Source organism: Pseudomonas migulae NBRC 103157, assembly GCF_002091715.1.
Lineage (GTDB): Bacteria > Pseudomonadota > Gammaproteobacteria > Pseudomonadales > Pseudomonadaceae > Aquipseudomonas > Aquipseudomonas migulae_A.
In genome coordinates this window covers 240654-255067 of sequence record NZ_BDAG01000001.1, presented here as the reverse complement: position 1 = coordinate 255067, position 14414 = coordinate 240654, and the positions used below count along the sequence as shown (strand labels likewise).

Below are 14414 nucleotides of genomic sequence, written 5' to 3'. Positions count from 1 at the left end.
GCTACAGGTCGAGCACCAAAGGCTGCGAGCCTTGTGCCGGAATCGCACAACAAATCAGGACGCTTCCTTCGTCCGGAACCTCCGCTGGCGGCTGTGGATAATTCACTTGGCCGCTGACCAGGCGAGTCTTGCAGGTCCCGCAGGAACCGCCGCGGCAACTGAATTCCGGACGCAAGCCACGGCTTTCCGCCAACTCCAGCAAACTGCCGCCATCGGGTTGCCAGCGAGCTTCTTTGGCCGAGCGCTGGAACACCACCGGCACCGAGGTGGTTGCGGCGGGCGGTTGCTCGATGACCACCGCGTCGGGGTCTGGCTGGCGACGCAAGGTCGACGGGCCGAAGGTCTCGGCGTGAATCCTGCTGTCACGGATGTCCAGTCCTCGAAGGCTGTCGTACAGCCCTTGGGTAAAACTGCCCGGGCCGCAGAGGACAAAGTCCAGCTGATCGTAGTCCTCCACTTCGAGCATGGACTGGAGTAAAGCCGTGTCGATCCGTCCCGTCATATCAAAGTCTTCGCCCTCGTGAGCATCGGCCTCCGGCTGACTGAGCAGACGCAGCACCCGCACCGCCTCACCTGCACTCTCGAGCAAGCGATCCAGCTCGGGACGAAACGGTTGATCGGCCAGCGTGCGTGAACTCTGGAAAAACCATGTAGGCCGAATGTGCCGGGTGCGCAGGCCTTGATACACCACCTCCCGCACCATCGACAGCAACGGTGTAATACCTACACCGGCAGCCAGCAACACCAACGGCCGACGTTCATGGGTTGCCACCGTGAAGTGCCCCTGCGGCGCGCGGGCTTCCAGCAGATCACCGACTCGCACCTGCTCATGCAGGTGCGAAGACACCAGCCCTTCACGTTTCACGCTGATGCGGAAAAAGTCGTCGGACGGCGCGCTCGACAGGCTGTAAGTGCGGATATGCACCTCACCGCCAATGTTGAATCGCAGTGGCAAATGCTGCCCCGCCTGAAACACCGGCAACCCCGCGCCATCGGCAGGTTCCAGATAGATCGAGCGGATGTTGTGGCTTTCCGCTTCGATCCGCACCACTCGCAGCGGCCGCCAACGATCACCCAGCGCCTGGGCTTGCAGACGGGCCTCGACCTGCTCCCACGTTCCGGTCATCAAACTGTTGGGTGATACGCCGTCGAAGCGCCAACGCAAAGCCAACGCTGCTGGCCGACGCACCACCTGCTCCACCTCGAATGTCCAGAGACGCTCTGCGCCCTGGAAAGCTTCGACCTGCGGGCCTTCAAGGATGACATCGGCGCGACCGCTGAGGTGTAGCAGGTCGCCCGAGTTGAAATCGATAAACAGCAAGCCCGCCCGGGGATTTACCAGCAAGTTGCCCAAGGTATTGAAGAACAGGTTGCCGGCGAAGTCCGGGATGGTCAGGCGATTGCCTTCCACCCGTACGAAACCGGACTGGCCGCCACGGTGTGAAACGTCCACTGAGCGCTGGCCATCAATATCCACATAACTCGCGACGAAGAAGGTGTCGGCGGCGGTGATCACGGCTTTGGCCGCGTCATCCAGGCCTTTCAGGTGTTGAGCAATGCGCGTCGCCGGATCCGCCAGCGGCACCGAGCGAAACTGCCGCAATTGAATGTATTGCGGGCAGTTGCCGAAGGACTGTTCGACCGTTACAGCAAACCCCTTTGCCGTTACGGCACCGACGCGACCATTGAGGCGGTTGCGCCGCCGGGTATGCAGTTCTATCCCCAACAGACCGATCGCCGCGCCATCGACCAACTGCGCAGGATCATCCGCCCCCGGCAGGCTGTTGAACAGCAACGCATCCGGCTCGGGCGAGTGAGCGAAACCCGGTGGCCCTTCAAGAATGCTGGCCCAAGGGTTGCCGTCGGCGTCCACTGCGCCGTACAGCATGAACGGCAGTTGCTCATAGAACGTGCGGTGCTGGTCCGGCATCTCGGTGCGAACCACCCTACGACCCAACGTCTCCATTCGCTCGGCAACACCGACGTGTGCCTGCAACTGTTTCTCGCCAACGTGCCAAGGTGAACGGTCCATAACGGCTTCTCCTCTGCGCGACAGGCGCAGTGTGGACGGCCCGACGATGTCGGGCCGCAGCATCAGGCAGTTTTTTGCAGGCCGACGACGGTGCGCGGCATACCGACAAAACCAGGCAAGGCTTCGATACGCGTCAGCCAGGCTCGTACGTTGGCGTAGTCTTCGAGCGACACATTGCCTTCGGGCGCATGGGCGATGTAGCTGTAGGCCGCGACGTCGGCGATGGTCGGTTCGGTGCCAACCAGATAAGGCGAAGCAGCCAGCTCCTGATCGATCTGTTTGAGCCAGATGTGAGAGTAAGCAATCACCTCTTCAGCGTTATAAGCCGCACCAAATACAGTGATCAGTCTTGCCCTGGCCGGACCAAAGGCAATCGGGCCGGCAGCCACAGACAACCATCGTTGAACCTTCGCCGCGCCAACCGGGTCGGCTGGCAGCCAGCGACCGTTGCCATATTTTTGCGCCAGGTAAACCAGAATCGCATTGGAATCAGCCAGCACCACGCCTTGGTCGTCGATGGCAGGAACCTGTCCGAACGGGTTGATTGCCAGGTACTCCGGCTGTTTGTGCGCACCTTTGGCCAGATCGACCAGGATAAGCTCGGTCGGCAGTTGCAGCAGGGACAACATCAGTTCCACACGGTGCGCATGGCCGGAACGCGGGAAGTTATAAAGTTTGATCGCTTGCATGGTCGACTCCACTGGGTGGTAGCGCCGTTCGGGAGATCAGCGCGATGGAAGTCATCTTCCACCCACAATCAAAACGACAGAATAGTCAGCAAACGCAATCAATTATTTCAGCCTGAGCAATAAACACTCAGCCGTTCAAGGCCGGGTGTTCCCTCAGCGCTTTCGCCGCGTAGTCGACAAAACTTCGAATCCGCGCCGGGGCATTGCGTCCGCCCTGATACACCACATGAATGGGCAATGGCGGCAATTCAAAGTCCTCCAGCACAATTTCCAGCTCGCCCGATGCTAATTTGCTCGAGACTTGATAAGACAGGACACGGGTGAACCCTAACCCCAGGCACGCAGCGTTGACGGCCGCTTGATTCGCCGTCACCACCAGGCGTGGCTCCGGCCGAACACTGAATGACTCGCCTGCAACCAGAAATGGCCAGCTTCTCTGCTGGCCGATAGCCGACGTTGCAACGATCGGTGCGTGCGCCAGGTCTTGCGGATGTACAGGCCTGCCGTTTGCCGCCAGAAACCGCGGAGAACCACAGATCACCCGCCGTACTTCTCCGATACGAATGGCGTGCTGATTGCTGTCGGGTAACTCACCAATGCGCACGGCAACATCAATCCCCTCCTCTACCATGCTCATCACTCGGTCAACCAGCACCGCATTGATGCAGACTTCAGGGAACTGCGTCAGGTAATCCACCATCACTGGGGTGACGAACATTTCGCCAAACAATACTGGCGCCGTAACAGTTAGTTGCCCGCGGGGCTCGGCGTGGCTGCCCGCTGCCGAATCCTCCGCTTCCTGCACCTCGGCGAGAATCCTCCTGCAATCTTCGAGATACCGCTGGCCTGCCTCGCTCAGGTACACGCTGCGCGTGGTGCGGGTCAGCAACAGCGTGCCGATGCGTTTTTCCAGCGCCGCCACTGCACGGGTGACACTGGCCGCCGACATGCCCAAACGCCGCGCCGCCGCCGAAAAGCCTTGTTCCTGGGCAACGGCGGCGAAGACCTGCATTTCCTGAAATCGGTCCACCGGGCATGTCCTCCATTCAAAAAAATAGCAATCGTCAGGCTCAAATTTGAGCGCGACGTCGAAAACGACCTAGTCTGACATGACCGGGAGACAGAGAGGTCTTGGTCATGGCGAAGGACAAGAAGCGGGCACGAAAGCCACAAATGGCTGACAGTCCGAAAATGAGCAACAAAGACTACCTGAAAGCGCTGCGCGAACTGCACGTCGAAACCGTCAAGTTGCAGGAATGGGTGCGACACAAGGGCATCAAGGTGTGCGTCGTTTTTGAAGGACGCGACGGTGCTGGCAAGGGCGGGACCATCAAGGCGTTGACCGAGCGGGTGAGCCCGCGGGTCTTCCGGGTGATTGCACTCAGTGCGCCGACAGAACGCGAGAAAAGTCAGATGTATGTGCAGCGCTACCTGCCGCATCTGCCGGCGGCTGGCGAAGTGGTGATCTTCGATCGCAGTTGGTACAACCGTGCGGGCGTGGAGCGGGTGATGGGGTTCTGCACCCAGGAACAAGTGGATAGCTTCCTGAAGGCCATCCCTCTAGTCGAGCGCGCGATCGTCGATTCAGGTGTCATTCTGATCAAGTACTGGCTGGAAGTGAGTCCGGAGGAGCAGACACGACGGCTTCAGGCTCGCATCAAGGACGGACGCAAAATCTGGAAGCTCACCGGCATGGATCTCAAGTCCTACAGCCGCTGGTATGACTATTCGCGCGCACGTGACGACATGTTCAAGATGACCGACACCGAACATGCCCCGTGGTTAGTGGCCAACTCGAATGACAAGCGACGGGCTCGCCTGAACATCATCACCGACCTGCTCAGTCGCATTCCTTACAAGGAAGTTCCGAGGGAAGCCGTGAAGTTGCCCAAACGGCAGAAACCGGGCAGTTATAAAGAACCGAATTATCCACTGCGGTTGATCGCGGAAAAATTCTGAGCTGAATGTAAAAGGGGCAAGGTCCTGTCCATGACAGCGACCTCGCCCCTTGGTGCCCAACAACATAGTTTGACACACGAACATCAATAAAATCAGTCATTTACAGGGCCTGCAGCACTCCCCAGATGACAACATAACTTGACACAACCCATGGCGATATTCGAATGACGGGATGAGTCAATAACAACATAGTTTGACACTACCCGCAGGAGCCTTTTTAAAGTCGAGAATGCTGCCGAACAAAATATTTTGACAACAACGGCTCAGTGAATTCAGGGGTAAACGGCTTAACGGAGCTCGCCAGCTGAATGAGTATTTTGACAACAATGCCCGTTGCGGTCGCGTACCTGCTTGTGATGGTTCTACTTAGCGGCGGTTGGATCAAAATGACATGCCCTCTGCTACCTGAATCAGCATTTCTTCGACCCGATGTGTGCCGTGGGTTGTAGTAAGCATCGCAGTTGGACTTTTGCCCGAAAAACGGGATTTGGGTTTGGAAAGCCATTGTTTGGCCTTCCCTGCGTCCCCAAAGATCACCTCGGCCATGGCGGTAATGTGTGCAAAGCGAAATAGTCGATCGCTCTCATCTACCGTTAAGAGCTGATTGCTGACCAATTTTGTTTTGAGCGTTTTGAGTGGAATGATTCTGTCGCGATCTTCCGGACTTATGGTTCCATCGTCGCAAAGCGACATGAACATGCTGGCCGAGAAGCCAGTTACGATCATGTCGTGAATGTCCTGATCAGAGGCGTTTGAGGGGATATTTAGAGACGCCTCCAGCCGGGTGCGGTAGGCATGATAAGCATCATCACGCAGGACTCCAGCAAACACGGGCTGCACTGATGTTGTGCCATGCGTAGGCTTCAGCACTATTGTGCCATTCGCTACCGTAATCGTCAGATCGTCCCCAACACCGACCCCCATTTTGACAAGTAATTCTGGAGGTAAATCAACGATGACATCGCCGCTACCGTCCTCAGTATTCTGGCATTTGACTATCCAACGCTCGCTTTCACTCATGATCGTCCGGCTCTCATTTTGTCATTAGAGAAGACACGTCATTATGCTCGCGCGCAGAGCTGATCTCGTCATTGGATAACCGTGCATAGAGGCAATTCTTGCTGGTTACTGCGACGAGCGGCTGCGCCCTCCGGAGCATCGGCAAAGATGCCGCGAAAAGCTCGACTGCACTTCCGCCGTTTTCACTTTCGAGTGCTACATCGGACGGAAATGGGTCTGCGACAGCCATCGGTCTAGTCAGAAAAATACTCGCCGAAGGGAAGGAAATCAGTCATAACGCGAGTTGGTGACTTTCCATTGGCTGGAATCATCATCCAACCTAGTCCGAACCTCGACTGCTGGCGTCTCAAAACCGCAGTAGTACTCATAGAGGTGGAGCGGGCCTTCGGTGCTTTCGGCGGTGAAGTCCGGTGCTTCGTCGCCAATGCGGATTGCCATTTTCGTTCTCCTTACTGTTGAGTCGTAAGGAAGCCGTTAGAACCCGCTGACGGCTGTTCCGACGGTGTACGAGTGTCTGCGTTGAACCGGTCGGCGCGAGTCAGTATAGGAGACATACCAGGACAAGGCGGACACCAGCGTATTTATTCTGTAAGTCATTGAATTAAAAACTTTTATGCGTTACCAGCATTGAGATAGTTACCAAGTCAACAGACCAGCCTCAATCCTTTTTTCGAGGACTCGTCCAGCAATCGCGTTGCTGCTTGACCTTGCCCCAATAGTAAGGTCCAACCTTACGGGAGAGAGGCTCTTCAGGAGGTTGGTGATGGTCAGCTTATTCCCCCATACCGCTACCGCCACGTCCAATCCTATCCAGCAATGGGGGCTCAGCGTAGCGGGTATGCGCGGCGACCCGGCTCTGGTGGCGGATGCCTTGATGCTGTCCCGTTGCACTTATGGCCAGATTCTGAAGAGTCCGCTCTGGGCCTTCGTCTACAACCTGATCGGTATTCCGCGAGCAGCAATGGGCGTGTTGGGTCCGGCAGTCCTGGTGCGGTAAGGGCGGTCTCAGTGGTTACTTACACCTTGTTACGGAACTGTTGGCAGCCGGCACAACGAGAATAGGGCTGATTCGGTGGTTCAGCGAACAGGAGGATCTTATGAACATTGGTGAGGCGGCAAGTGTCAGCGGTTTGTCCGCCCGGATGATCCGCCACTACGAGCGCATCAATCTGATCCCGCCGTCACAGCGCACGCGGTGTGGCTATCGCGTCTACTGCGAGTGCGATGTACACGTTTTACGCTTCATCCACCATGCACGAGATCTGGGATTATCGATCGAGCGGGTTCGTGCCTTATTGACGTTATGGCGGGAGCGCAATCGCTCTGACGACGAGGTTCAGGCTATTGCGCTGAGCAACATCGATGCGCTGAATGCGCGTATTACCACGCTTCAGGTCATGCGCGAGGCCCTGTCGTATGTGGCCGAGCATTGCGATGACGCTGAGCAACCACCTGGGCTGGTTCTGGATGAACGCCCCCATGACTTGCCCGAGAGGAGAGCATCATGACTCGTAATAAACCCTCAATAGTTCAGCTGGGCATCGGTGCGGCCATTATCCTGGCGGCTACCTATGTCTTGTTTCCCGCTTTTCAAGCCTGGATCGCGGCGAATGCGCTGATCTTTCTGGTGCTGCTGTGCCCGCTGTCGATGGTGTTTTGTATGCGCAACATGCACAAGGATCCGCCAACTACCAATGACACACAGGAGATAAAACCAATCAACCGTGACCCGAACGATAGGCCGTGAGCTGTAACTATTTCCATGCTCAGCGAGTTGGGCCTGGCTGTTCAGCGAGTCCTTGTCTCTATACGAGGAGGTTCTTATTGACCTTCAGATTCTATCCGACGGGCTCGTCCTGACAGATTCGTAATTGTACAGTCCGCTACCAGCAACTAGACTCCCCCGCATGAAACGCTACCTGCGGTGTTGCCTCATTTTCCTGATTAGCTTGGCGCTTCCCCTCAGCGGGATGGCGGGCATTCAGGCACCGACAGAGCCTTGCCCGATGAAAATGGCGGGTATGGCGATGATGGATGACATGGGACCGGACTGCTGCCATGACATGAAAAGCCCCTCCGATCACGGGAAGCCCTGCAAACCTGGTCAGGAATGCAAGACTGGCAGTATGCTGCAAGTATCGATCATCAAGCCTGTCACTCGCTTGTCCAGTCCGCTGGTGCTATCCCTTTTCAGCGACTTCCCGCCCATTCAAACCCCATCCGGGGTATGGCGTCCGCCCCGCGCCTGATTCCTGTACCACACTGAGTTTCATCCTGCCTTCGCGGGATGGTATTTCTGCGTGCATGTCTAAGAGGCGCGCAGTGGAACATCACAGGAATCGTGAGCATGAACTCCCTACGCTATTGCACAGGCTGGCCCGTCGTGGCCGCCTTGGCGGCAAGCGTGTTGGCATTGCCGAGCGTCGCCGCTCCGCTGACACTCGATGAAGCCTTACGGCTGGCCGAAAACAACGCCCCGTCACTAACCGCCCAAGCCGCCAAACTGCAAGCCGCCAGCAGTGCTGCCATTCCAGCCGGCGAACTACCCGATCCAAAGCTACTGCTGGGCGTACAAAACTTTCCCATCGGCGGCCCCGACCGCTGGAGACTCGAGCAGGACTTCATGACCATGCAGATGGTTGGGGTCATGCAAGAAGTGCCCAGCCGAGACAAACGCAAAGCACGCATTGAGGTCGCCGAAGCGGCCGTCGATCGAGCTGCGGCTGAAGGCCGTGTGGAGAGACTGAATGTCCGTCAGGCCACCGCATTGGCCTGGATCAGCAGCTATTCCGTCGAGCGTAAAGAGGCGCTGTTCCAGGACTTTTATAAAGAAAATCGTCTGTTGACCGATACCGTGCGGGCGCAGATCGCTGGCGGCCGTGCTCAGCCTGCCGATGCTGTCACACCGAAACAGGAGGCGGCGCAGTTGGCGGAACAACAGGACGACCTGGTCCGTCTGCGGGCACAAGCCCGAGCCGCTCTCAAACGCTGGATTGGTCCCGCGGCCAACGACCAACCAACCGGCAGTTTGCCGGAGTGGCCCATCGATACTTCGGGTTACTCCCATAAGCTGCAACATCATCCCGCGCTGGCGGCGTTCGCGCCGATGACCCGCGAAGCGCAGGCCAAGATAAGTGAAGCGGAAGCGGAAAAACAGTCCGACTGGAGCTGGGAGCTTGATTACCAGCGCCGCGGACGGGAATTTGGCGACATGGTCAGCGTGCAATTCACCTTCGACCTGCCACTGTTCCCCGGCTCCCGACAAAATCCGAAGATCGCCGCCAAGCACGCCGAACTGAATCAGTTGGAGGCCGAGCGCGAAGCCCTGGCACGTGAGCATACCGAGCAACTGGAGGCGGATCTGGCCGAATACGAACGCCTGAACCGTGCCGTGCGCCGCAGCCAGGACAGCCTGTTGCCGCTGGCCAAGGAAAAGGTCGGGCTGAGCATGGCCAGCTACCGCGCCGGTAAAGGTGACCTGAACGCCGTGATCAGCGCTCGACGTGAACTCATCGAGGCCCGCCTCAAACAAATTGACTTCGAAGAACAGCGGGCACTGACCAGTGCCCGTCTGTATTTCACTTACGGAGAAACCAGCCAATGAGCACTCGAATCTGGAAAGGGGCTTTGCTGGCGGGCTTCTCGGTGGCCGTAGGTCTTGGCGGTGGTTACTGGTTCGCTCAGCAGCGCATGATCGCAATACCTGGTGCACTCGCCGAACAGAGTCCCAAAACGCAAGACGAACGCAAAGTACTGTATTGGTACGACCCGATGCAGCCGCAACAGAAATTCGATAAGCCGGGCAAATCACCCTTCATGGATATGGAGTTGGTGCCCCGATACGCTGATTCCGCGGCGGACAATGCGGCCATGAGTATCGACCCAAGCCTGACCCAGAATCTCGGTTTGCGTCTGGCCACCGTCACCCGTGGAGTCCTGGCCTCCAGCCTGGACGTGGTCGGCGTGCTGGCGTTCAACGAGCGGGATGTCGCCGTGATCCAGGCGCGTACCGCGGGTTTTGTGGAGCAGGTGTATGCCCATGCTCCAGGCGATGTGCTCAAAGCCAATGCGCCATTGGCCGATATCCTGGTACCGGAATGGGCTGCTGCTCAGGAAGAATTCCTTGCACTGAAGCGTAACGGTGATGCTGACTTGTTGGCGGCAGCACGCCAACGGCTGCGCCTCACGGGGATGACGGCGGCGCTGATTACCCAAGTAGAACGCAGCGCTAAGGTCCAGCCGAACCTGACCCTCACCAGCCCCATTGGCGGCGTGCTGCAAGAATTGAACGTGCGTGCGGGTATGACCGTGGCAGCCGGTGAGACTCTGGCCCGAGTCAATGGTTTGAGTAGCGTCTGGCTGGCCGTAGCCGTTCCAGAGTCGGAGACTGGATCGATCGTCGTCGGTCAAACGGTAGAAGCACGTTTGCCAGCCTTCCCGGGGACCGTGCTCAATGGCACGGTCAGCGCCATTCTGCCGGAAACGAATGTGGACAGCCGCACCGTTCGCGTGCGGGTCGAACTGCCCAACCCTGACGGGCGCCTCAGACCCGGTTTGACGGCGCAGGTGCGCCTGAATCGTTCGACTGAGCAAAGCATGTTGTGGGTGCCGAGCGAGGCGCTCATTCGCACCGGCCGACGCGTCCTGGTGATGCTCGCCGAAGACGCGGGCCGCTACCGACCGGTAGAGGTGCAACCCGGGCAGGAAAACGAAGGCAAAACAGTGGTGTTGAAAGGTCTGGAGGAAGGCCAGCAAGTGGTCTCCTCTGGACAGTTCCTGCTCGACTCCGAGGCCAGCCTCAAGGGCATCGTCGCGAGAACGATGGAAATGCCGCCACCTGCTGCCGCGACACGCGCCCTGCATGAGGCGGACGGGCAGATCGTCGAGATCAATAGCAAAGACGTGACCCTCGCCCATGGTCCGTTCAAGACGCTGGGCATGCCGGGCATGACCATGACCTTCCCATTGGCTGACCCTGCTCTGATGCAAGGACTCAAGGCTGGCGACAAGGTTCGTGCATCAGTCAGTCAAACCGACGATGGTTTGCGCATTGAACGCCTGGAAAAATCGGGGAGTCAGCCATGATTGCTGCCCTGATTCGCTGGTCAGTGGCCAACCGATTCCTGGTGCTGCTGGCCACGCTGTTCGTTACGGCATGGGGAGTGTGGTCGGTTCAGAGCACGCCCATCGATGCACTGCCGGACCTCTCCGATGTTCAGGTGATCATCCGCACCCCTTATCCGGGACAAGCGCCGCAGATCGTTGAGAACCAGGTGACCTATCCGTTAGCCACCACCATGCTCTCGGTGCCGGGAGCCAAAACCGTGCGCGGTTATTCCTTTTTCGGCGACAGCTTCGTTTACGTGCTGTTTGAAAACGGTACCGACTTGTATTGGGCTCGCTCGCGGGTGCTGGAATACCTGAGTCAGATACAAAGTCGGTTGCCTGCCAGCGCCAAGCCGGCGTTGGGACCGGATGCAACTGGAGTGGGCTGGATCTATCAGTACGCCCTGGTGGATCGCAGTGGCGGACACGATTTAGCGCAGCTCCGCGCACTTCAGGACTGGTTCCTCAAGTTCGAACTCAAGACCCTGCCCAACGTTGCGGAAGTGGCCACCGTGGGCGGCATGGTCAAACAGTACCAGGTCCAGCTTGACCCACTCAAACTGGCCAGCCTCGGTATCACTCAGGCTGAGGTGACCGACGCTATCGGCAAGGCCAACCAGGAAACGGGGGGCGCGGTGCTGGAGATGGCGGAGACTGAGTTCATCGTGCGTGCCTCCGGCTACCTGAAGACGCTCAATGACTTTCGGGCGATCCCGCTCAAGTTGGGTGCGGGTGGTGTGCCGGTGACCCTTGGCGATGTGGCCACGATCCAGTTGGGGCCGGAGATGCGTCGCGGCATTACCGAACTCGACGGTGAGGGTGAAACCGTCGGCGGCGTGGTGATTCTGCGCAGCGGCAAGAACGCTCGCGAAACCATCGCGGCGGTCAAGGCCAAACTCGACGACTTGAAAAGCAGTCTGCCGGCCGGGGTAGAAATCGTCACCACCTACGACCGCAGCAAGCTGATCGACCGCGCCGTGGAAAACCTCAGTCACAAACTGATCGAAGAGTTCATCGTCGTCGCTTTAGTGTGCGGGATATTTCTCTGGCACCTGCGCTCATCCCTGGTGGCCATTATCTCGCTGCCGGTGGGAGTGTTGATAGCCTTCATCGTCATGCGCTACCAGGGCATCAACGCCAACATCATGTCCTTGGGTGGGATTGCCATCGCCATCGGCGCCATGGTCGATGCCGCCGTGGTGATGATCGAGAACGCCCATAAGAAGGTCGAGGCCTGGCACGCGGCCCACCCGGGGGAAGAGCTGAAGGGCGAACATCACTGGCATGTGATGACCGAAGCGGCGGCCGAGGTGGGGCCGGCGCTGTTCTTCTGCCTGTTGATCATCACCCTGTCGTTCATTCCAGTGTTCACCCTGGAAGCGCAAGAGGGCCGCCTGTTTGGCCCCCTTGCCTTCACCAAGACCTACGCCATGGCGGCGGCGGCCGGACTGTCGGTAACTCTGGTGCCGGTGCTGATGGGCTACTGGATTCGTGGACGGATCCCCAAAGAGGAACAAAACCCGCTGAACCGCTGGTTGATCAGGCTCTATCAGCCGGCCCTGGACGCGGTGCTGCGCCGGCCCAAAGTCACCATGCTGGTCGCACTGTTGGTCTTTCTCAGCGCACTATGGCCGATCTCTCGCCTGGGTGGCGAGTTCCTCCCTGCGCTGGACGAGGGCGATCTGCTCTATATGCCTTCGGCTCTGCCGGGGTTGTCGGCGCAGAAAGCGGCGCAGCTGCTGCAACAGACCGATCGCCTGATCAAGACGGTGCCCGAAGTCGAACACGTCTTCGGTAAGGCGGGCCGCGCCGAAACCGCCACCGACCCGGCACCGCTGGAGATGTTCGAGACTACCATTCAATTCAAGCCGCGTGAGCAGTGGCGCCCCGGAATGACTCAGGAAAAACTGGTGGAGGAACTGGATCGAGTGGTCCGCGTGCCTGGGCTGACCAATATCTGGATACCACCGATCCGCAACCGCATCGACATGCTGGCCACCGGGATCAAGAGCCCGATAGGGGTAAAAATTGCCGGCCCCAATCTGACGGAGATCGATACGGCTACTCAGGCGGTCGAGCGCGTGGCCAAGGATGTGCCCGGTGTCAGTTCGGCCCTGGCCGAGCGCCTGACTGGCGGCCGTTACATCGATGTGGATATCGATCGCAAGGCCGCGGCCCGCTACGGGCTGAATATCGCCGATGTGCAGTCGATCGTGGCCGGCGCTATCGGTGGTGAAAACGTCGGAGAGACCATTGAAGGGCTCGCTCGCTTCCCGATCAACGTGCGTTATCCGCGTGAGTGGCGTGACTCGCTCGGCGCCCTGGAGCAGCTGCCGATCTACACCCCTTTGGGGAGCCAGATTACCCTCGGCACTGTGGCGAAGGTCAAGGTCAGCGACGGCCCGCCAATGCTCAAGAGCGAGAACGCCCGGCCTTCTGGCTGGGTGTATATCGACGTGCGTGGCCGGGATATTGCCTCGGTGGTCGCCGACCTGCGCCGTGTCGTCAGTGAGCAGGTGAAGTTACAGCCAGGCATGAGCCTGAGCTACTCGGGGCAGTTCGAATTTCTCGAGCGAGCCAATGCACGGCTCAAGCTGGTGGTGCCAGCCACGCTGCTGATCATTTTCGTCCTGCTCTACCTGACGTTCGCCCGCTTCGACGAGGCCTTGTTGATCATGGCCACTCTGCCGTTCGCACTGACGGGTGGAGCATGGTTTCTGTATCTGTTGGGATTCAACCTGTCGGTGGCCACCGGTGTCGGCTTTATCGCGCTGGCGGGGGTGTCTGCCGAGTTTGGCGTAATCATGCTGCTCTACCTGAAGAATGCCTGGGCCGAACGTGAAGACGCCGGTGACAGCACTGAGCGCGGGCTGATCGCCGCTATTCGCGAAGGTGCGGTGCAACGGGTCCGACCCAAGGCCATGACCGTGGCCGTCATCATTGCGGGTCTGTTACCCATCCTTTTGGGCAGTGGCACCGGTAGCGAAGTGATGAGTCGCATCGCCGCACCCATGGTCGGCGGCATGGTCACCGCGCCCTTACTGTCTCTGTTCGTCATTCCGGCGGCCTACCGCTTGATGCGCCGCCGGCACCTTCCCGTTGTACCCACCACCACTCAAGGAAAAGTCGTATGAAACTGACCCTGATCGCCGTTGCAAGCACCGTTGTCGCACTGTCTCTTACTGCTCAGGCAGAAGACATGCCGGGTATGAAAATGGACGCTATGCCCATGAAGGGCATGCAGATGGCGCAGGAGACCGAGCAGGCTCCAGTGGCCAAAGCCGAGGGTACGATCAAGGCTGTCGACACCACGAAACATACAGTGACTATCGCCCATGGCGCCGTTCCGGCTGTGCAGTGGCCCGCCATGACCATGGCATTCAACGCAACAACCAAACAACTGGCAGGCCTGAAGGCTGGGGATCAAGTAGCGTTTGAGTTTCGTGCCGAGGGCATGTCGGCCACCATCGTGTCGATCAAGCCCCTGAAGTAACAATGGCATGGCTTGGTTCGGTATTCACAAGCTGGGACCGGACCAGCCCATCCACCATTGATAGGCGCACAGATCAGCGAAAGGCTTGCAGCCAAGCTGTGTAATGAAGAGTTGA

General features: G+C 58.6%; 14 protein-coding genes. 9 read left to right on the top strand and 5 right to left on the bottom strand.

Going from position 1 to position 14414, the window contains the following annotated elements; genetic code table 11:
• Nucleotide 1: 1 nt before the first annotated feature.
• The 3 genes from PMI01S_RS01250 to PMI01S_RS01240 form a co-directional block, all read right to left on the bottom strand.
• The gene (locus PMI01S_RS01250; protein ID WP_084317657.1) at nucleotides 2–2032 is read right to left on the bottom strand and encodes a pyridoxamine 5'-phosphate oxidase family protein; all 2031 of its coding nucleotides are present in this window, start codon (nucleotides 2030–2032) and stop codon (nucleotides 2–4) included.
• Between the two features lie 62 nt (nucleotides 2033–2094).
• Complete coding sequence (locus tag PMI01S_RS01245) at nucleotides 2095–2721, bottom strand: glutathione S-transferase family protein (RefSeq protein WP_084317656.1); 627 nt, start codon at nucleotides 2719–2721, stop codon at nucleotides 2095–2097.
• A 127-nt stretch (nucleotides 2722–2848) separates the two neighbouring features.
• Nucleotides 2849–3751, bottom strand: a complete 903-nt coding sequence (locus PMI01S_RS01240; protein WP_084317655.1) for a LysR family transcriptional regulator — start codon at nucleotides 3749–3751, stop codon at nucleotides 2849–2851.
• 107 nt (nucleotides 3752–3858) lie between these two features.
• Between PMI01S_RS01240 and ppk2 the strand changes: the two genes are divergently transcribed.
• On the top strand, nucleotides 3859–4680 hold the full coding sequence (gene ppk2, locus PMI01S_RS01235) for a polyphosphate kinase 2 (protein ID WP_084317654.1): 822 nt from the start codon (nucleotides 3859–3861) through the stop codon (nucleotides 4678–4680).
• A gap of 381 nt (nucleotides 4681–5061) precedes the next feature.
• Here ppk2 and PMI01S_RS01230 read toward each other — a convergent pair whose 3' ends face one another.
• Nucleotides 5062–5700: an antitoxin Xre/MbcA/ParS toxin-binding domain-containing protein gene (locus PMI01S_RS01230; protein WP_084317653.1), complete on the bottom strand. Its 639-nt coding sequence runs from the start codon at nucleotides 5698–5700 to the stop codon at nucleotides 5062–5064.
• Between the two features lie 267 nt (nucleotides 5701–5967).
• Nucleotides 5968–6138 carry a hypothetical protein gene (locus tag PMI01S_RS31905; protein ID WP_235864455.1) on the bottom strand — a complete coding sequence of 57 codons (171 nt, stop codon included), beginning with the start codon at nucleotides 6136–6138 and terminating at the stop codon, nucleotides 5968–5970.
• Nucleotides 6139–6463: 325 nt separating this feature from the next.
• Here PMI01S_RS31905 and PMI01S_RS01225 point away from each other — a divergent pair, with 325 nt between their 5' ends.
• The 8 genes from PMI01S_RS01225 (at nucleotide 6464) to PMI01S_RS01190 (ending at nucleotide 14299) form a co-directional block, all read left to right on the top strand.
• On the top strand, nucleotides 6464–6697 hold the full coding sequence (locus tag PMI01S_RS01225; protein ID WP_174602643.1) for a hypothetical protein: 234 nt from the start codon (nucleotides 6464–6466) through the stop codon (nucleotides 6695–6697).
• A gap of 100 nt (nucleotides 6698–6797) precedes the next feature.
• Entirely contained in the window at nucleotides 6798–7208 is a 411-nt protein-coding gene (locus PMI01S_RS01220; protein WP_235864456.1) for a MerR family DNA-binding protein, read from the top strand.
• On the top strand, nucleotides 7205–7447 hold the full coding sequence (locus tag PMI01S_RS01215; RefSeq protein WP_084317652.1) for a DUF2933 domain-containing protein: 243 nt from the start codon (nucleotides 7205–7207) through the stop codon (nucleotides 7445–7447). The genes PMI01S_RS01220 and PMI01S_RS01215 overlap by 4 nt, the downstream gene beginning before the upstream one ends.
• A gap of 160 nt (nucleotides 7448–7607) precedes the next feature.
• On the top strand, nucleotides 7608–7949 hold the full coding sequence (locus tag PMI01S_RS01210; RefSeq protein ID WP_084317651.1) for a hypothetical protein: 342 nt from the start codon (nucleotides 7608–7610) through the stop codon (nucleotides 7947–7949).
• 98 nt (nucleotides 7950–8047) lie between these two features.
• Nucleotides 8048–9304: a TolC family protein gene (locus tag PMI01S_RS01205; RefSeq protein ID WP_084317650.1), complete on the top strand. Its 1257-nt coding sequence runs from the start codon at nucleotides 8048–8050 to the stop codon at nucleotides 9302–9304.
• Entirely contained in the window at nucleotides 9301–10785 is a 1485-nt protein-coding gene (locus PMI01S_RS01200; RefSeq protein WP_084317649.1) for an efflux RND transporter periplasmic adaptor subunit, read from the top strand. Before PMI01S_RS01205 ends, PMI01S_RS01200 begins: the two co-directional genes overlap by 4 nt.
• On the top strand, nucleotides 10782–13940 hold the full coding sequence (locus tag PMI01S_RS01195; RefSeq protein ID WP_084317648.1) for an efflux RND transporter permease subunit: 3159 nt from the start codon (nucleotides 10782–10784) through the stop codon (nucleotides 13938–13940). The genes PMI01S_RS01200 and PMI01S_RS01195 overlap by 4 nt, the downstream gene beginning before the upstream one ends.
• Nucleotides 13937–14299, top strand: a complete 363-nt coding sequence (locus PMI01S_RS01190; RefSeq protein WP_084317647.1) for a copper-binding protein — start codon at nucleotides 13937–13939, stop codon at nucleotides 14297–14299. Before PMI01S_RS01195 ends, PMI01S_RS01190 begins: the two co-directional genes overlap by 4 nt.
• Nucleotides 14300–14414: the final 115 nt, after the last annotated feature.